Annotated in this window: 12 protein-coding genes and 1 pseudogene; 6 read left to right on the top strand and 7 right to left on the bottom strand. The window is 66.8% G+C overall.

Annotated features, from left to right (window positions below):
- Nucleotides 1-79 precede the first annotated feature (79 nt).
- Complete coding sequence (locus ABE571_RS15055; protein ID WP_313212067.1) at nt 80-1,111, top strand: LacI family DNA-binding transcriptional regulator; 1,032 nt, start codon at nt 80-82, stop codon at nt 1,109-1,111.
- A 7-nt stretch (nt 1,112-1,118) separates the two neighbouring features.
- Here ABE571_RS15055 and ABE571_RS15050 read toward each other — a convergent pair whose 3' ends face one another.
- On the bottom strand, nt 1,119-2,615 hold the full coding sequence (locus tag ABE571_RS15050; RefSeq protein ID WP_346493992.1) for a serine hydrolase domain-containing protein: 1,497 nt from the start codon (nt 2,613-2,615) through the stop codon (nt 1,119-1,121).
- Nucleotides 2,616-2,669: 54 nt separating this feature from the next.
- The gene (locus ABE571_RS15045; RefSeq protein WP_313217531.1) at nt 2,670-2,996 is read right to left on the bottom strand and encodes a hypothetical protein; all 327 of its coding nucleotides are present in this window, start codon (nt 2,994-2,996) and stop codon (nt 2,670-2,672) included.
- Between the two features lie 112 nt (nt 2,997-3,108).
- On the opposite strand from ABE571_RS15045, the gene ABE571_RS15040 reads away from it, so the two are divergent.
- From ABE571_RS15040 to ABE571_RS15025, 4 genes are all read left to right on the top strand, one after another.
- Complete coding sequence (locus tag ABE571_RS15040; protein ID WP_346463901.1) at nt 3,109-3,708, top strand: sigma-70 family RNA polymerase sigma factor; 600 nt, start codon at nt 3,109-3,111, stop codon at nt 3,706-3,708.
- Nucleotides 3,705-4,121, top strand: a complete 417-nt coding sequence (locus ABE571_RS15035) for a hypothetical protein (protein ID WP_346466318.1) — start codon at nt 3,705-3,707, stop codon at nt 4,119-4,121. Before ABE571_RS15040 ends, ABE571_RS15035 begins: the two co-directional genes overlap by 4 nt.
- 67 nt (nt 4,122-4,188) lie before the next feature.
- Entirely contained in the window at nt 4,189-5,082 is an 894-nt protein-coding gene (locus ABE571_RS15030; RefSeq protein WP_346493990.1) for an ABC transporter ATP-binding protein, read from the top strand.
- Nucleotides 5,083-5,095: 13 nt separating this feature from the next.
- Nucleotides 5,096-8,680: a M1 family aminopeptidase gene (locus ABE571_RS15025; RefSeq protein WP_346493988.1), complete on the top strand. Its 3,585-nt coding sequence runs from the start codon at nt 5,096-5,098 to the stop codon at nt 8,678-8,680.
- Between the two features lie 9 nt (nt 8,681-8,689).
- On the opposite strand, the gene ABE571_RS15020 is transcribed toward ABE571_RS15025, so the two are convergent.
- From ABE571_RS15020 to ABE571_RS15000, 5 genes are all read right to left on the bottom strand, one after another.
- Nucleotides 8,690-9,082, bottom strand: coding sequence for an SseB family protein (locus ABE571_RS15020; RefSeq protein ID WP_346493986.1), 393 nt, complete (start codon nt 9,080-9,082; stop codon nt 8,690-8,692).
- A 71-nt stretch (nt 9,083-9,153) separates the two neighbouring features.
- Complete coding sequence (locus tag ABE571_RS15015; protein ID WP_313212077.1) at nt 9,154-9,651, bottom strand: GNAT family N-acetyltransferase; 498 nt, start codon at nt 9,649-9,651, stop codon at nt 9,154-9,156.
- Nucleotides 9,652-9,742: 91 nt separating this feature from the next.
- A complete protein-coding gene (locus ABE571_RS15010) occupies nt 9,743-11,464 on the bottom strand; it encodes an alpha-amylase family glycosyl hydrolase (protein WP_346493984.1) in 1,722 nt (573 codons plus the stop codon).
- Entirely contained in the window at nt 11,464-12,951 is a 1,488-nt protein-coding gene (locus ABE571_RS15005; RefSeq protein WP_346493982.1) for an MFS transporter, read from the bottom strand. Before ABE571_RS15005 ends, ABE571_RS15010 begins: the two co-directional genes overlap by 1 nt.
- Nucleotides 12,948-15,149, bottom strand: coding sequence for a Six-hairpin glycosidase-like protein (locus ABE571_RS15000; RefSeq protein ID WP_346493980.1), 2,202 nt, complete (start codon nt 15,147-15,149; stop codon nt 12,948-12,950). The genes ABE571_RS15005 and ABE571_RS15000 overlap by 4 nt, the downstream gene beginning before the upstream one ends.
- A gap of 233 nt (nt 15,150-15,382) precedes the next feature.
- On the opposite strand from ABE571_RS15000, the pseudogene ABE571_RS14995 reads away from it, so the two are divergent.
- Nucleotides 15,383-17,448, top strand: a pseudogene (locus tag ABE571_RS14995) (glycoside hydrolase family 97 protein).
- The last annotated feature ends 132 nt before the right edge of the window (nt 17,449-17,580 follow it).

The following is a 17,580-nucleotide window of genomic DNA, read 5'->3' as shown; positions in this document are numbered from 1 at the left end:
AGCCTGACCGTCCCGGCGACAGGCCCAGCCCTGGCAGCGCATGGCATGATGTCCCTTCACTGCCTCACCCCCTGCTGAAATGACCATCCGCGGCAAAGCCACCTCCCTCGATATCGCCCACCTGGCCGGCGTCTCCCAGCCCACGGTGTCGCGGGCGCTGCGCGGCAGCCCGATGGTCAACGCCGAGACCCGGCAGCGGATCCTGGCCATTGCCCGGGAGCTGAATTACAAGGTCGACAAGAATGCCTCCAGCCTGCGCCTGCGCAATGCCGGCACGCTGGCGCTGCTGTTCTTCGAAGACCCCACCAACGACGACTCGCTGATCAACCCGTTCTTCCACGCCATGCTCGGCTCGATCACCCGGGCCTGCGCGCTGCGCGGCTACGACCTGCTGGTCTCCTTCCAGCAGCTGTCCACCGACTGGCAGGCCGATTACGAGGACAGCAACAAGGCCGACGGCATCATCCTGCTCGGCTACGGCGACTACCACGAGTCGCGCGAGCGCCTGCAGCGGCTGGTCGAGCAAGGCACCCACTTCGTGCGCTGGGGTGCTTCCCTGCCCGATCAGCCCGGTGTCTCGATCGGCAGCGACAATTTCCAGGGCGGCTTCGACATCACCGCGCACCTGCTCGACCAGGGCTGCCGCCGGATCGCCTTCGTCGGCCATGCTTCCAGCCACTATCCCGAGTTCGAGCAGCGCTACCGCGGCCACGTCGAGGCGATGCAGGCACGCGGCCTCACCGCCGAGCCGTCCCTGCAGCACGATGCGATCACCACCGAGCAGTCCGGCTTCGATGCCTGCCAGGCGCTATTGGCGCGCGGCGAACGTATCGATGGGCTGTGCGCGGCCAGCGACCTGATCGCGATCGGTGCGATGCGCGCCCTGCGCGAGCACGGCCTGCGCGTGCCCGAGGACGTGGCGGTCACCGGTTTCGATGACATCCCGCTGGCCGCCTCGGTCTCCCCACCACTGTCCACCGTGCAGCAGGACACCAAGCAGGCCGGGCACCTGCTGGTGGAGAAGCTGCTGGCGCTGATCGAGGGCAAGCCGGTGGAGGGCGAGAGCATCGCGGTCAAGCAGGTGCTGCGGGACTCCTCGCTGCGCGGCTGAGCCTGGCTCAGGGCACGCGCTGGAAGGTCAGGGTCTCGAACGTAAGCGACCGTACCTGGCCCTCTCCCACCTGGAAGGTCAGCCAGCTCCCCGAACCGGGGACGAGTTCAACGCGCCCCTGATCCCTCTGTTCGCCTGCACTGGCGACGGCGTCCAGCCGCCCCCAGCGCAGCCGCAGCGCCTGGTCACCTGCCGCGTCGACCCTTACCTCGCCGAGCAGCGGATGGACGTATCGGCCCACGAAATGGTCGCGCGGCAAGGACCGCCGCCAGGGGCGTGACTGGATCGCCTCGCGCTGGCGCGCCACGTTCGCCTGCATCTGGGCCGCCTTTGCCTGCAGCGCCAGGAAGCGGGCGGCGGAGCTCGACGCGATCCCGGGCTCGTGCAACAGCAGGCCATACACGTGAGCGGCGATGAGGTTGGTCAGCGGCGCGCCCAGCACGTCCTCGTTGTTGAGCACGACCAGCGCGATGTTCTGGTCCGGCATGAACGACAGGTGCGCGTGGAAGCCGGCGAATCCACCGAAGTGGTGCAGCAGTGGGTGGCCCTTGTACGGCCCGGTGTACCAGCCCCACGCGTAGCCGTCGCGCGCGAAATCCAGATAGCTCGCGTCCAGCGCGACCTGACGCTGCTGCGAGCGGGTGATTACCTGCCGGGCAAGGGCGGTGTTGCCCTCCCCCGGTAACTGCGCGATCAGGAACCGCGCCAGGTCCGGCGCGGTGGCGACCATGCCGCCGGCCGCCTGCATCGTGTCGTCCGCTTTGCGCAGATACAGCGGCGTGGTCGGCTGCGCACTGGCCAGCGAGTAAGGCGTGGCCATGGGCCAGCCGGCCGCCTCGGCAGTGCTGATCCGGGTACTCGTGTGCCGCATGCCCAACGGATCGAACAGCGTGTGCTGCAGCTGGTCCTGCCACGGCAGGCCGTCGTGCTGGTCCATCCAGATGCTGAGCAGGTTGTAGCCCAGGTTGGTATAGCGGAAGGTGCCGTGCGCCGCGTCCGGATCGCGCCGCGTCGCACCCACCAGCGCCCGCCGCGAGGCGCTGTCGTGCACGCCGCTGAAGGCGGTGGCCCAGACCAGGGCAGTGTTGTCCACGCCGGCCGTGTGCGTGAGCAGATCGCCGACGGTGATCGCCTCGGCCTCCAGACCATCGAAGCGTGTTTGCGGAAACATCTGCTGGAGTGACATCGCCATGTCGAGCTCGCCGGCGGCCTGCTTGTGCAGGGCGTTCAGCGCGAAGAACGGCTTGGTCGCCGAGGCGATGTAGAAGACAGTGTCAGCCGTGACCGGCGTGCCGGCCCCGATATCCGCCAGGCCGTAGTAGCCTTCATGGATCACCTTGCCGTCCTTCACCACCACGACCGCGGTACCCGAAGGCAGGCCCGTGGCCGCCTTGGTCTGTTCGATGAGGGAGGACAGCGGGGCAAAATCGACAGGCGTGGCAGCGCGCACCGGAGACATCACGGCCACGGCAACGCCGGCACAGAGTGCCAGGATGCGTTTCATTCGAGGTCCTGTTGCAGGGGAGCCGCCGGCGACGCGGGCGGCAGGATGGCGGGCTTACTTCAGGCGGCGATCGAGCACGAAATACACCACGTTGCCCAGCCCTGTCGCACCGAGCAGCAGGGCGATGGCGCCGGGGGTGACCCGGTCGATACCGAGCAGATCGACCAGGCCGAATGCCAGCGCCAGGGTCAGCAACACGCAGCCCCAATGCAGCGCGGCCAGCCGCCGCTTGGTGGTGTCGCCGGCCAGCAGCGAGCGCACCAGCTCTTCCGAACCGCGGGCTTCAACGATCCGGCGGCGGGTGTGGCCATCGACCACGCTCTTGATGGCATACACGATGCCCAGGATCAGGACGACGGGAAGAATCAGGTTGTAATCCATGGTGCGTTCGTTCCGTTGAGGAGGGGCTTGTCCACTGAGATACGGCCAGGGCGGAATGGGTTGCACGGAGCACGGTTGCAACCGATGGCGCACTCGACGTATCCCTATGGGGATGCGCACCCCGCCGCCCACCCCTGCCGACTGTCTCGACGCCGACCGGGCACTGGTCGCCGCCATTCTGTCGCGGCAGCCCGGGGCGTTCGAGCAGCTGGTGCGGGAGTATCAAGGGCTGTGCTGGCGCGTGGTCGACCGCATGGTCCGCCACCCCGACGACACCCGCGAGCTGTGCCAGGAAGCCTTCCTGCGCATCCATCAGACGCTGCATCAGTACCGCGGCGAGAGCGCGTTGAAATCCTGGGTGGCGCAGGTCGCCTATTCGATCGCCAAGCGCCACCTGGAACGCCGCCGCATTCCGCTGGTGGAGAACACCATGGGCGAGGACGGCACCGCATTGATCGAACAGATCGGCGATGGCATCGATCTGGAAGCCTTGACCAGCGAGCACGACATCAACGCCCACCTGTACGCTGCGATCGACGGCTTGCCGCCCCTGCAGCGCACCCTGCTCACGCTCTATCACCTGGAGGAGATCTCCATCGCCGAGATCGCCACCCTGACCGAGCTGGCCGAAGGCACCATCAAGAGCCACCTGTTCCGCAGCCGCAAGCGGTTGCGCGAACTGCTCGAATCCCGCATTGGAGTGCCCGCATGAGCAGCGCAGACGATCCCCGCATCGATCCCGAGGAATGGCAGGCCCAGGAGGATGCGCTGCGCGCCGCCCTCAGCGGCCAGCGCGCTGCGCCGGACGCCACCGACTACCTGCGCATCGCCCAGGCGATCGCTTCGGCCCCGCAGAGTGGACCGCCGATGCGCTTCGCCCGTGATGTCACGCTGCGCATTGCCCGGCATGACGCCGGTATCGAACGTTGGGTGTCGCGGGTATTGCTTGCCTTGTTGGCCCTCGCCGTCCTGGCCATCGGGGCGATGTTCGGCCCGGCGTGGTGGGGCGCGATCAAGCAGAGCGCGGGGCCAACGGCATCCGGCTGGCTGCTGGTGGCCGCAGGCTGCGTGGCTGCGTCATGGCTGGCCGCTCGGTGGCGCACACGTGTCCAGAAGCACCCATGACTTACGGCGGATGCGGCCTTCCTGAATAGGGCGGATAACCGCGCTATCTCCCAGGGGAAGTGGCCACATGCTTGAGATCCGCGCGCTGTCCAAGACGTACGCCAATGGTGTCCATGCCCTCGCCGGTGTGACGCTCGATGTGCCCCACGGCATGTTCGGTCTGCTCGGGCCCAACGGCGCCGGCAAGTCCTCGCTGATGCGCACCTTGTCCACGCTGCAGGAGGCCGACAGCGGCTCGGCGACGCTGTCGATTCCCGGTGAGGCGGCCATCGACGTGCTGCGCGACAAGGATGCGGTACGGCGCCGGCTGGGCTACCTCCCGCAGGACTTCGGCGTGTATCCCAAGGTCAGCGCGCTGGACCTGCTCAATCATTTCGCGGTGCTCAAGGGCATCACCCAGAAGGGCCAGCGCCGTGAGGTGGTCGAGGCGCTGCTGCAGCAGGTCAACCTGTGGGATGCGCGCAAGCGCAAGCTCGGCACTTACTCCGGCGGCATGCGCCAGCGCTTCGGCATCGCGCAGGCGCTGCTCGGCGATCCGCGCCTGGTGATCGTCGATGAGCCCACCGCTGGCCTGGACCCGGAAGAGCGCAACCGCTTCCTCAACCTGCTCGCGGCGATCGGCGAGAACGTGGCGGTGATCCTGTCCACGCACATCGTCGAAGATGTCACCGACCTCTGCCCGAACATGGCCATCATGAACAAGGGACAGGTGCTGCTGACCGGCAAACCCAGCGATGCGATCGATGCGCTGCAGCACCAGGTCTGGCGCAAGCAGGTCGACGTTGCCGAACTGCCCACGTATGAGACCAACCATGTGGTGCTGTCCACGCGCCTGGTCGGTGGGCGGCCGGTGATCCACGTACACAGCGCGAACGACCCCGGCGACGGCTTCGCAGCCGTGGCTCCCGATCTGGAAGACGTCTATTTCCAGCGACTGCGCCTGCAGTCGCGGACCGCCTGACCGGAGCCGGCCCATGATCGCTGCCTTCTTCCGTTTCGAGCTGCGCGAGCAGCTCCGTTCCCCGCTGCTGTGGCTGCTGGCGGGCCTGTTCGCCTTGATGGCCTTCGGTGCCGCGTCGTCCGACGCGATACAGATCGGCGGTGGCACCGGCAACGTGCACAGCAATGCACCGACCGTCATCGCTTCGATGCTGGGCATCTTCACTCTGCTCGGCATGCTGGTCTCCACGCTGTTCGTCAGCAATGCGCTGCTGCGCGACTTCGATCTCGGCACCGCCGAATTGATCTTCGCCAGCCCGATCAAACGCCGCGATTACCTGGCCGGACGCATCGGCGCCGCGCTGGTCAGCGGGCTGCTGGTGTACGTGATCATTGCCGCCGGCATGGCGCTGGGGCCGTTCATGCCCTGGGTCGATCCGGCCCGTATGGGCCCGGTCTCGCTGTACAGCTATGTCTGGGCATTCGGCGTCATCGTGATTCCGAACCTGATCTTCACCACGGCCCTGCTGGCCTTGCTGGCGGCCACCACCCGCTCGATCCTGTGGGTCTACATCGGCGTGATCGCCTACTTCGTGCTGTACGGCGTCAGCGCGGCCCTGCTCCGCGACATCGACAACACCTGGATTGCGGTGCTGAGCGAGCCGCTCGGCCTGCGCGCGTTGTCGCGGACCATCCGTTACTGGTCGGTGGCCGAACGCAACTCCGGCTTGCCTGCCGTCGCCGGTCAGCTGCTGGCCAACCGTGCGCTATGGCTGGGTGTGGCGGCAGTGCTGTTCGCTGCGACGTTTGCCTTGTTCCGCACCGAGCGCAGCGGCAGTGCCGGTCGTCGCTGGGGCCGTAAAGCCGCCGCGGCAACGAGCACCCCGTCGCTGCGCCCGGCCCAGGTCACGGTGCCACGCGTGGTGCCCGGCAGCGGTGTCGGCACCGCCTGGCGCCAGTTCCTGCATCAGGTTCGCTTTGATACGGCTGGCGTGGTGCGCAGCGTGCCCTTCCTGGTACTGCTGGTGCTGGGGCTGTGCAACTTCCTGCCCGGCGCCCTGTTCCGCCAGACGATGTATGGCACGCCGATCTGGCCGGTCACCTCGGAAATGCTGACCGCGCTGCAAGGCACCTACAGCTGGCTGCTGATCATCATCGTGCTGTTCTTCGCCGGCGAGCTGGTCTGGAAGGAACGCACCGCCCGCATCAGTGACGTCACCGATGCGATGCCGGTGCCCAACTGGGTGCCGTTGCTGGCCAAGTTCGCCACGCTGGTGGCGGTGATCGCCTGCTTCCAGGCCATCGGCGCGCTGGCCGCGATCGGCGTGCAGCTGGCCAAGGGCTACACCCACATCGAGCCGCTGGTGTATCTCAAGATGCTCGCGCTGGATTCGGTGGTCTATCTGCTGATGGGTGGGCTGGCGCTGGTGCTGCAGGTGCTGACCAACAACAAGTTCGTCGGCTACGCACTGCTGATCGTGGTGATGATCGGGCAGGCGGTGCTGGGCATGCTCGACTACACGCAGAACCTGTACAACTTCGGCAGCTGGCCGATCGCGCCGTACTCGGACATGAACGGCTACGGTCACTTCCTGCCGGGGCAACTGGCGTTCCAAGGGTATTGGGCGCTGTTCCTGTTGGCCCTGTTGTGCGTCGCCTCGGCCTTCTGGGTACGCGGCGTCGGCAATGGTGCGCGGCAGCGGCTGGTGCTGGCCGGGCGCCGCCTGCGCGGCCCGACTGGACTCGGTGCAGTGGTGGCCACGTTGGTCTTCATCGGGGTGGGTGGCTGGCTGTACTGGAGCACCAACATCCGCAACGAGTTCCGCTCGCCCGATCAGCAGCTGGACCTGCAGGCCCGCTACGAACGCGATCTGTCGCGCTACCGTGATGTGCCGCAGCCACGCATCGTGGCGGTGGACAACCGGATCGACCTGTCGCCGGAAACCCAGTCGATGGTCGTCGATGCTTACTGGACGGTGCGCAATACCCATGCCGCGCCCATCGATCAGATCCATGTGTCGATGGACGATGACAGGCAGTTGAACCTGGTCGACCTGGGGGGCGAAACGTTGTCCATGCACGACGCTGATCTGGGCTATCGCATCTACCGGCTGGCCAAGCCGCTGCAGCCCGGTGAGGAACGCCGTATCCACTTCCGCATCAACCAGCATCCGGACGGCATCACCGCGCATCAGGCACCGACCAACCTGGTCGACAACGGCAGCTTCTTCAACAGCAGCGATCTGCCGTCGTTCGGCTACAACCAGCGCGTACAGATCACCGACCGCAACGAGCGTCGCAAGCGCGGCCTTGGCGAGCCGACCCGCATGCCCAAGTTGGAGGACCAGGCCGCACGCGCCAACAACTACGTCAGCGACGATGCCGACTGGCTGGACTTCCGCAGCACCATCTGCACCGCGCCGGACCAGGTTGCGCTGGCACCGGGATACCTGGTGCGGGAGACGACCGTGAACGGCCGCCGCTGCTTCAGCTATGCCATGGACCGGCCGATGCTGAACTTCTACGCCTACCTGTCTGCCCGCTGGGAAGTGAAACGCGCGGCCTACAAGGGCATTCCGGTCGAGATCTACTACGACCCCCAGCACGGCTACAACGTGGACCGCATGATCGATGCGGTGCAGAAGTCGCTGGCGTATTACGAAGCCAACTTCACGCCCTACCAGCACCGTCAGGTGCGCATCATCGAATTCCCGGGCTACCAGAGCTTCGCGCAGTCCTTCGCCAACACGATCCCCTACTCCGAATCGATCGGTTTCATCGCCGACCTGCGCGATCCGGACAAGGTGGACTACGTGTTCTATGTCACCGCACATGAGATTGCACACCAGTGGTGGGCGCACCAGGTGATCGGTGCCAACGTACAGGGCGCCACGATGCTGTCCGAGTCGCTGTCGCAGTACTCGGCGCTGATGGTGATGGAGAAGGAGTACGGCCGACAGCACATGCGCCAGTTCCTCAAGAACGAGCTGGACGGGTACCTGTCCGGGCGTGGTGGCGAAGGCGTGGAAGAACTGCCGCTGGCACGGGTGGAGAACCAGCAGTACATCCACTACCGCAAGGGCTCGCTGGCGTTCTACCGGCTGCGTGAGGAGATCGGCGAAGCCGCCCTCAATCGCGCCCTCAAGCGCTATCTGCAGGACAAGGGCTTCCAGCCGCCGCCCTACACCACCTCCACCGAACTGCTCGCCTACATCCGCGCCGAGACCCCGGCCGACCGTCAGCAGCTGGTGACGGACCTGTTCGAGAAGATCAGCTTCTACGACAACCGTGTCCTCACCGCGAGCGTGCAGAAGCGTGCCGATGGAAAGTACGACGTCACCTTGAAGCTGCACGCCGAGAAGCGCTATGCCGACGGTGGCGGCAAGGAGACCGCCGGTACGATGGACGACTGGATCGAGGTGGGCGTGTTCGCCAATGCGCCGTCGGGCAAGGAGCGCGATCAGAAGGTGCTGTACCTGCAGCGCCACCACGTCACCGAGGCCAATCCCTCCATCACGGTGACGGTGGAGGGCAAGCCGGATGAGGCGGGCTTTGATCCGTACAACAAACTGATCGATCGGGTGTCGTCGGATAACCGGCGGAAGGTGACGCTGCAGTAAAACTCAGCGTCAGCGCGGGGCGTCAGCGAAGTCCTTGAGGATTTCGCTGACGCCGGACGGCGAGATTTCAAAGCCCAGCGAGGTGCCCGGATTGATCACCACGCCGTAGCCGCCGGGGACGCGCCTGAGCACCTCCAGCATCAGCATGCGGATGGTATGCGGGGCCTGCTGACTGTGGAAACCGACGCGGCTCATATCGGTGAACACGGACACGTGCAGCACGCCCTGCTTGTCGAACAGCAGCGGATCGAAACCGCTGCCATCCGGCGTCACCAGGCTGCCGGTGAGCAACACCACCTCGGAGGCGACGAAGGCCTTCATGAACAGGCCGATCGGCAGCTGACCGTCCATCGCGGTCTTGAGCAGCGTTTCGATCGGGGTCTGGGGGGCGGCGTCGTTCATGGAATGCGGGGGCGTGGGTGGGGGCCGCTAGTGTACCGCCGGGCGTGTCGGGAGCCGGCCAGCGGCCGGCACTACAGGCTGGGTGGACCGCCGATCAGGTAGAGATGGAACCGCGGGTCATCGTCGGCCAGCGCGACGTGGGGCAGACCAAGACGCGGCAGGGTCCGCAGCCAGTGGGCATGCGCAGCCACGTCGCCGCGGAACACTGCGAGCAGCCATTGCCCCTCGCCGGGACGCACCAGTGCGTTGACCACATACGCGGCCAACCCTTGCCGCCGGTACTTGGGCAGCACGAAGAGGTCGGCCAGTTCAGGATAGTGGTGGCCGTCCCGTTCCACCCGGTCCACCAGCACGAAGCCGGCGAGCGCCTCGTCGACGAACAACAACCGCGCCCACTGCGGGGCGTTGCGCAGGGAGGCCTCGACATCGCTCCGATCACAGTCGAACAGGCCGTCGGAGCGTACTTCTTCTCCGCTCCAGGCCGACGCCTCGAAGTAGTAGAACTGCATCAGATGGAACAGGCGTTCGGCGTCGTCGGGCGTTGCGGGGCGCAGGGACAGGCGTGACATGGAAAGCGTACTCGGAAGGACCGCAGTGCGCGATCGCGAGCCCGATTGTAGTGCCCGGCCCACCGCGAACGGCAGACCGGGCACCACCCGGCTACTTCGCCAGGCGCTTGGTGCGGGCCTGCTGATCGTCGAGCGCCGCCTTCAACCGGGCCTGCAGCGCGGCCTGGTCGACCTGCGCATCCAGCACGAACACGCGCACGCCATGCGCAGGCACCTCGGCCTTCAGTGCGCCGGTGACCGTCTGGCTGGCGCCACCCAGCGCGTCGCGCCAGGTCCCGGCCTGCAGATAGCGGCGCACATCGACGGTGCGGGCGGTGTCGCCCTTGTTGAGCAGGACCAGGGCGGTCTGTGCGGTATCGCCCTGCTGCAGCACGCGGAAGAACACCGCTTCATCGCCCTGCAGCCGCTCGTTGACCTGCAGACCACGCTGCAGTGCGGGTGTGGCCTCACGCAGCTTGGCGATGCGCTGCAGCGGCGCATAGATCGGGCTGTTCGGCGCATCATTCACGCGCGCCTGCCCGAAGTAGGCGCGGTTGCCGGCATGCTCGGCACGGCTGCGCATGAAGCCGGTTTCCGAGCCGTAATAGATCACCGGAATGCCGCGCGCGGTGAACAACCAGTTGTGGGCGTCGATGAACCCTGCATCGCTGGCATCCAGCCGGGCCATGTCGTGGTTGTCGTAGAAACTCATCAGCTCATACGGATTGGCGTACGGCCCATCCAGCAGGTGAAGCGGCTCGGCCAGGGTCTCAAAGCCTTTCTGCTCCCTGCCGAACACGGACGACAGGGCGCCGCGCAGCGGGAAGTCGAGCACGCTGACGTTCGCGTTGGCCGGCCAGGTGTGCTCGGCGATCTTGCTGGCGTCGTAGTCGAACGCTTCGCCGAACATGAACATGCCGGGATGCTCGGCCCGGATGCGGTTGACGAAGGCATGCCACCACGGGTGTGGCAGCCAGCCGATGGTGTCGATGCGCAGCGCATCCACGCCCTGCGCGGTCCACTGCAGGTAAGCGCCGACCAGATAGTCCATCACCGCCGGGTTGTGCTCGTTGAAGTCGGACAGCTCGGCCAGGTTGCCGTCGAAGATCGAGCCGTCCTTGCCGTCGACCGGGCCAATGTTGTTGTAGAACGCATGCAGCGGGTTATGGAGCGGGTCCAGCTGCTGCGGCGGGAGGTTCTGATGGTCGGCGATCAAGCGGCCGTCCTTGTCGAAGATCTGGCCGAACTGCGGCTGCGCCACCGGCATCGTCCACGCGGGCGAGCCATGGTTGCCGACGATATCCAGCACCACCTTCAGGTCGGCGGCATGCAGGCCACGTGTGAAGGCGGCGAAGTCCAGTCCCTTGCTCGGCAGATGCTCGTCGAGCGTGTAGAAGTTGACGCCCCAGTAGCCGTGGTAGCCGGTCTTGCCGCGGTCGGTCAGCGTGCTGGTGCAGCTGATCGGCTTGCTGCCGGTGAAGGCCTGGTCCGGGTTGTCGATGATCGGGGTGATCCACACCGCGCCGAAGCCCAGGTTGCGGATGTACGCGGCATTGTCGAGCACGCCCTTGAAGTCGCCGCCGAGGTAGCCGATGTTGCCATCGACCTTGTCCGGGCAGGGCACCGGGATATCGAAGGTGGGATGCGCCCCGCCCTGGTCGCGGTGGTCGTTGGACGGATCGCCATTGACGAAGCGGTCGGTGACCACGAAGTAGACCGCCTGGCTGGCGAACGGCTCGCGCGTGCCGACATAGTCCGGGCGTTCGATGGCCAGGGCGGGGCTGGCGGACAGCGCGAATGACAGGGCCAGCGACAACGACGAATACCGGGGCATCAGACAACCTCCTGTTGGGATGGCACATACAGCACGCACAGGCCGGCCAGCAGCAGGCTGCCACCCCCGAGTGCGAGCACGTGCATCGGATCGCCGCCCAGCCAGGTGCGCAGCAGGAAGCCAAGCGCACTGGCCGCGACCAGCTGCGGGATCACGATGAAGAAATTGAACAGGCCCATGTAGATGCCCATCTTGGCCGCCGGCACGCTGTCGGACAGCAGTGCATACGGCAACGAGAGGATCGACGCCCAGGCGAAACCGACGCCGACCATCGACAGCAGCAGCCAGTGCGGATCACGGATGAACAGCATCGAGATCAACCCCAGCCCGCCCAGCCACAGGTTGACCAGGTGGCTCCAGCGCAGCCCCAGTGAGCGCACCATCAGCGGGATCAGCAGCGCGGCCAATGCCGCGAAGCCGTTGTAGGCACCGAACAGTACGCCGACCCAGTTGGCGCCCTCGTTGTAGGCGGCAGAGCCGGTATCGGTGGAACCAAAATGGGTGCCGGCGACGGCGGCGGTGGTGTAGATCCACATCGCGAACAGCGCGAACCACGAGAAGAACTGCACCCAGGCCAGGCGACGCATGGTGCGCGGCATCGCACGCAGGTCGTCGACGATGGTGGCCAGCATGTTCGCCCCCGGCACACAGCGCGCCACACCCAGCAGCACGCCGTAGGCGATGCACAGGCCAGCCAACACATACAGCATGCGGTCACCCTGCCGCGCCGCGATGGCGGCGGCCAGCACGATGCCCACCGCCACCCAGCCGCCGATCTGCGCCCACGGCGGCGGTCCTGCCACGCGCGCACTCTGGTGCACCGCGGACGGCTCGGCGTCATCGAAGCTGGCCAGCTCGGCCGGCGAGTATTCCCGGGTGCTGACCACGGTCCAGGTGATCGCCGCGAGCAGCACCGCCGCCCCGAAGTAGAACGCGTAGCGCACGGTATCGGGCACCTGCCCTGCGCCCGCCGTGTTGGCCACGCCGAGGTGGGTCAGGATGAAAGGCAGGAAGCTGGCGACGATCGCACCGATGCCGATGAAGAAGCTCTGCATCGCAAAGCCGGTCGGCCGTTGCCGGGGGGCCAGCTGATCCCCGACGAACGCGCGGAACGGCTCCATCGATACGTTGATCGAGGCATCCAGCACCCAGAGCGTGCCGGCCGCAATCCACAGCGTCGGCGAATTCGGCATCACCAGCAGAGCCAGCGTGGTCAGTACCGCACCGATCATGAAGAACGGGCGGCGGCGGCCCCAGCGCGTCCAGGTGCGGTCGGACAGGTAGCCGATCACCGGCTGCACCAGCAGGCCGGTCAGCGGCGCGGCGATCCACAGCCCAGGCACCGCATCCATCGGGGCGCCAAGGGTCTCGAAGATGCGGCTGGCATTGGCGTTCTGCAGGGCAAAGCCGAACTGGATGCCGAGGAAGCCGAAACACATGTTCCAGATCTGCCAGAACGACAGCGTCGGTTTGGGCGAACGGCTCATGGGCGCGGCTCCGGCGAGGCTGCGACCGGCATCAGGGTCAGCGCGGACACGCGGGCCTGATTGAGCACGCCCTCACTGCCGCCCTTGCCGCCGTTGTACTGCGCGAAGTGGGTCAACGCACTCATGTTGAAGCCCTCGTCCAACGTGACGCGGCAGGCGCGTGCCGGCAGCTCGAATTCAACCGCCGTGGAGTCCTGTTCGCCCACGCTGTGCGGCATCACGATGGGGCGGCGCTGCTCCGGTTGACCCTCGCATTGCAGCACCAGCGTCTTCACCGCTGCAGTCACGCCGGTGTTGATCGGGCCGTTGGGGTTGTCGTAGCGCAGGCGTGCACGCCAGCGGCCGGCGGTCGGTGCGGTCCACTGCCAGTGCGTGTCGCCGGCCAGCACCTGCTGCGGGCCGATGCAGGTCATCGGGCTGTGCAGCGATTCCAGCGCGCCCTCCCGGCGGGTCAGGCTCAGGCAGTGACTGGCACCGTCCCTGGCAATCGTGGCGACACCCCGTGTGGGCGCCAGCGTCTGGCCGTCGCGCCACAGCACGTGCCCGGCAGGCACCGTGATCTGCCAGCCTGCCGTCGTTTCACGCGGCACCGGGGCGGCCGGGGTGGCCGGGGCGAACACCGCCGAGGGACGCAGGATGGCCGGTGATGGCGTCGCGCCCGTCGCATGCAACGGCACCAGCTGCACTGTGGTGGTGCTGGCATCGCGCTGGATATCACCCGCCACCAGCAGCTCGCCGGCAAGCTGCTTCGGTCGCACCAGTACATACCGCTGTTTGCCATCGTCCAGGCGGATGCGGTCATGCGCACCGAACAGCGTCGGCACCAGCGACACCGGCAGCTTCGGCGCGATGCGGCCATCGTCTTCCACGCCGAACACCCCTTCCAGCACCATCGAGAGGTACCCAGCCACCGACCACAGCTGCCGCGGCGAATTGACTACCGGGCCGCTGAGGGCGCCTTCTTCGACATGCACGGCCAGCGTGCGCATCTCGTAGTTCTCCATGTTGGAACCGGCCAGCGCGGTGCCGCGCATCAGCGATTCGATCTCCATGGCAATGCGCGGGGCATCGTCCAACCGGCGCGCTGCCCGCAGCGAGTACGCGCTGACGAAGGGCCAGATGCCGCGGTTGTGGTAGATCGGCTGCTGCGCTTCCTGCGGCCAGACCACCGGGCTGCCACCGGCCACGGCCGGGTAATTCGCCAGCGCGCGGCGTGCGCGATCGGCCGGAAACACATCGGCCAGCACGCCCAGCGAGAGCGCGAGCAGGTCGTACTTGGCGTACGGCACCGGGTGGGCCGCCTCGCCGATGTAGCTCATGTACTGGCCAGCCTCCTCGCGCCAGAAGCGTGCGTCGATCTGGCGGGCCAGCGCATCGGCCCATTCGCCGTACGTGGTGGCGCGCGCGTCGCCGCGCTGGCGTGCCAGCTGCTCGGCCAGTCGCAGCGCCTGGTAATGCAGCACGTTGGTGGAGAGCGCGAAGGACTCGCCGATGAAGCGGACATCCTCGCGGGTCCAGTCCGGATAGGTCTGCTCGCGCCAATCCAGGAACGAAGTCTCGCCGCGATACAGGCCGATCCGCGCCTCGAACACCGCCTCGCGATCCTGTGCCAGGGTGGCCTGCAGTGCCTGCCAGACCTGCTCGGCAAAGGCCGCGTCATCCAGCAGCCCACGTGCGGCCAGGAACCACACCACGCGGTCGCTGCTGATCGGCCAACTGCCACCGGAGCCGGTGTCCTGTGCCACGAACAGACCGGCCGTATGCCCATCGCGTGCGGTGGACAGCTTGAACTGCAGCGACTGGCGCGTGCGTACGGGATCCAGACGCGACAGCGCCAGATCGGCGGCGAAGCTCACATCGCGGGTCCACACATAGGGCCAGCGCGCGCCGGTCTGGAAGCACTCGCAGTCCACGGGCTTACCGTGATTGAAGGCGGAGTCGCGGATCGCATCCACGCGGTCGGCATCCATCTCCTGCTGGGCCAGCCCGAACAGCGCATCGAACAGCACACTGCCGGTCTCGCTGCGCATCGGCTGCGCGTTGACGCGCACCTCGCCCTGCGGTGCGTGCAGACGGTAGCCACCTTCAGCGGCGGTCTCGGCACGCGCATGGCGGCCATCGAAGTCCAGGTCGGCCGCACGTGCGGTGGACCCCATCGCTGCCCCGAGGGCAACGGTCAGGCAGATCATTTTCAGCATCGAAGTGGCGAACCGGCTCGCGCCTGTTGCCTCCCTCCCCTTTGCTCGCGTTGTAGGTCCGCACCGCCTCGCGGCAATGCGCTCGCGGCCCCCTCCCAGGGTGCCTTGGGCCCATGGTAGACGGCACGCCGCAGCCTGCATCGAGCTGCATACGTATTCATGGCCAGGGCGGTCGGCAATCGTGACCGCATCGCTATAGTCCGGGGGTGTTTTCGGCCGCCTTGGGAGGGGAAATGCCGTCACTGTCGCATCCAACAAACGGGCCTTTCGCACGTTGTCGCCTGCCCCTGCTCGGCTGGATCCTCTGCGCATTCAGCGCCACCGTCTCGGCGGAACCGGTCACTGTCGCCAACGTCGAGTCGCCCGGCAAGGTACTGCGCGTGTCGCTGCAACTGGACGGCGGCAACCCCAGCTACCGGGTTGAACGTTTCGGCGAGACCGTGGTGGACAGCTCCAAGCTCGGCTTCCAGCTGCGCGATGGCCGCCTGGACCGGGATCTCGCCGTGGTGGGCCAGCAGTCGCGCAGCGTCGATGAAACCTGGGAACAGCCCTGGGGCGAGCGCCGGCTGACCCGCAATCACTTCAACGAAGTCGTCGTGCAGCTGGTCGAACGCAGCGGCGCCCAGCGCCGCCTCGATGTGGTGTTCCGGGTCTATGACGACGGCCTCGGCTTTCGATACCACTTCCCCGAGCAGCCGGGCATGCGCGAGGCGATCATCGACGATGAGCTGACCGAGTTCGCGATCGCGCCGACCTCCACCGCCTGGTGGATTCCGGCCGGTGAGCCGATTCACTACGAATATCTCTACCAGCGCACGCCGCTGGATCAGGTGCCGCTGGCACATACGCCGATGACGCTGCGCAGCCGCGATGGCCTGCATGTCGCCATCCACGAAGCCGCGCTGGTGGACTACGCCGGCATGTGGCTGCGCCGCACCGACGGCCAACGCCTGCGCGCGCAGCTGTCGCCCTCGGCCGAGGGCTGGAAAGTGCGGCGAAACCTGCCCTTCGACACCCCCTGGCGCACGCTGCAGATCAGCGACACCGCCGGCGGGCTGGTCGAATCCAGCCTGATCCTCAACCTCAACGAACCCAATGTGCTGGGCGACGTCAGCTGGGTAAAGCCTTCCAAGTACCTGGGCGTGTGGTGGTCGATGCATCTGGATGAGGAGAGCTGGGCCACCGGCCCGCGGCACGCCGCGACCACCGCCAAGACCCGACGCGTGATCGACTTCGCCGCCCGGCATGGCTTCCGTGGCGTACTGGTGGAAGGCTGGAATCCCGGCTGGAACGGTGACTGGGTCGGCAATGGTTATGCCTTCGATTTCACCCGGCCCACCGCGGACTTCGATATCGAGGCACTGTCGGCTTACGGCGCGAAGAAGGGCGTACACCTGATCGGCCACCATGAAACCGGCTGCGCGATCGAACACTACGAAGATCAGCTGGGCGCGGCGTTGGATCTGTATGCGCGGCTGGGCGTGGATGCATTCAAGAGCGGCTATGTCTGCGATGACGGCCAGGTCGACCGTCGCAACCCGGCCGGTGGGCCGCTGTGGCGCGAGTGGCACGACGGCCAGTTCATGGCCCGCCATCACCTCAAGGTGGTGCAGGAAGCAGCCAAGCGGCATATCGCGGTGAATCCGCACGAGCCGATCAAGGACACCGGCCTGCGCCGCACCTACCCGAACTGGATCACCCGCGAAGGCGCGCGTGGCATGGAGTACAACGCCTGGGGCCAACCGCCGAACCCGCCCGAGCACGAGGTCAACCTGGTGTTCACCCGGATGCTGTCCGGACCGATGGATTACACCCCCGGCATCCTGAGTCTGAAGGGCCGCGGCGGTCAGGCGATCCCCGCACGCTGGCCCGGCAGCTCGCGCTGTACGTGACGATCTACAGCCCAATCCAGATGGCGGCCGACCTGCCCGAGCACTACGAGCAGCACCGCGAAGCCTTCCGCTTCATCGAGGACGTCGCGGTGGACTGGGACGATACCCGCGTGCTCAACGGCGAGGTGGGCGACTACGTCACCATCGTGCGCAAGGACCGCCACAGCCGCGACTGGTTCCTGGGCAGCATCACCGATGAACACGGCCGCGTGCTCCCGGTCTCGCTGGGCTTCCTGGCGCCGGGTGTGCGCTACCGCGCGGAGATCTACCGCGATGGCGACGGCGCGGATTTCCGCCGCAATCCCTTCGCCTTCGTGCGCGAAACGCGCGAGGTCACCAGCGCCGATGCGCTGACGCTGGTGCTTGCACCGGGCGGCGGCCAGGCGATCCGCTTTACCCCGTTGTAAGTCGCTCAGCCAGCGCCGCGTGCGTGGATGCGGCGTGCCGACCAACGGTCGGCACCTACCGGGCGCGTGTACGCCGGTGCGGCTGTAATAACGCACCTGTAATCGCTTCCAACGCTGCAAACGTCATTGAAT

This window comes from Stenotrophomonas sp. TWI273 (genome assembly GCF_039674765.1).
GTDB lineage: Bacteria > Pseudomonadota > Gammaproteobacteria > Xanthomonadales > Xanthomonadaceae > Stenotrophomonas.
The sequence above is the reverse complement of the archived record's forward strand: the minus strand, read 5'-3'. Positions and strand labels throughout refer to the sequence as shown.

Excerpts from the sequence above, each read along its gene's own strand:
- ABE571_RS15055 (WP_313212067.1), top strand. The coding sequence starts at position 80 with ATGACCATCCGCGGCAAAGCCACCTCCCTCGATATCGCCCACCTGGCC.
- ABE571_RS15050 (WP_346493992.1), bottom strand. The coding sequence starts at position 2,615 with ATGAAACGCATCCTGGCACTCTGTGCCGGCGTTGCCGTGGCCGTGATG.
- ABE571_RS15045 (WP_313217531.1), bottom strand. The coding sequence starts at position 2,996 with ATGGATTACAACCTGATTCTTCCCGTCGTCCTGATCCTGGGCATCGTG.
- ABE571_RS15040 (WP_346463901.1), top strand. The coding sequence starts at position 3,109 with ATGCGCACCCCGCCGCCCACCCCTGCCGACTGTCTCGACGCCGACCGG.
- ABE571_RS15035 (WP_346466318.1), top strand. The coding sequence starts at position 3,705 with ATGAGCAGCGCAGACGATCCCCGCATCGATCCCGAGGAATGGCAGGCC.
- ABE571_RS15030 (WP_346493990.1), top strand. The coding sequence starts at position 4,189 with ATGCTTGAGATCCGCGCGCTGTCCAAGACGTACGCCAATGGTGTCCAT.
- ABE571_RS15025 (WP_346493988.1), top strand. The coding sequence starts at position 5,096 with ATGATCGCTGCCTTCTTCCGTTTCGAGCTGCGCGAGCAGCTCCGTTCC.
- ABE571_RS15020 (WP_346493986.1), bottom strand. The coding sequence starts at position 9,082 with ATGAACGACGCCGCCCCCCAGACCCCGATCGAAACGCTGCTCAAGACC.
- ABE571_RS15015 (WP_313212077.1), bottom strand. The coding sequence starts at position 9,651 with ATGTCACGCCTGTCCCTGCGCCCCGCAACGCCCGACGACGCCGAACGC.
- ABE571_RS15010 (WP_346493984.1), bottom strand. The coding sequence starts at position 11,464 with ATGCCCCGGTATTCGTCGTTGTCGCTGGCCCTGTCATTCGCGCTGTCC.
- ABE571_RS15005 (WP_346493982.1), bottom strand. The coding sequence starts at position 12,951 with ATGAGCCGTTCGCCCAAACCGACGCTGTCGTTCTGGCAGATCTGGAAC.
- ABE571_RS15000 (WP_346493980.1), bottom strand. The coding sequence starts at position 15,149 with ATGCTGAAAATGATCTGCCTGACCGTTGCCCTCGGGGCAGCGATGGGG.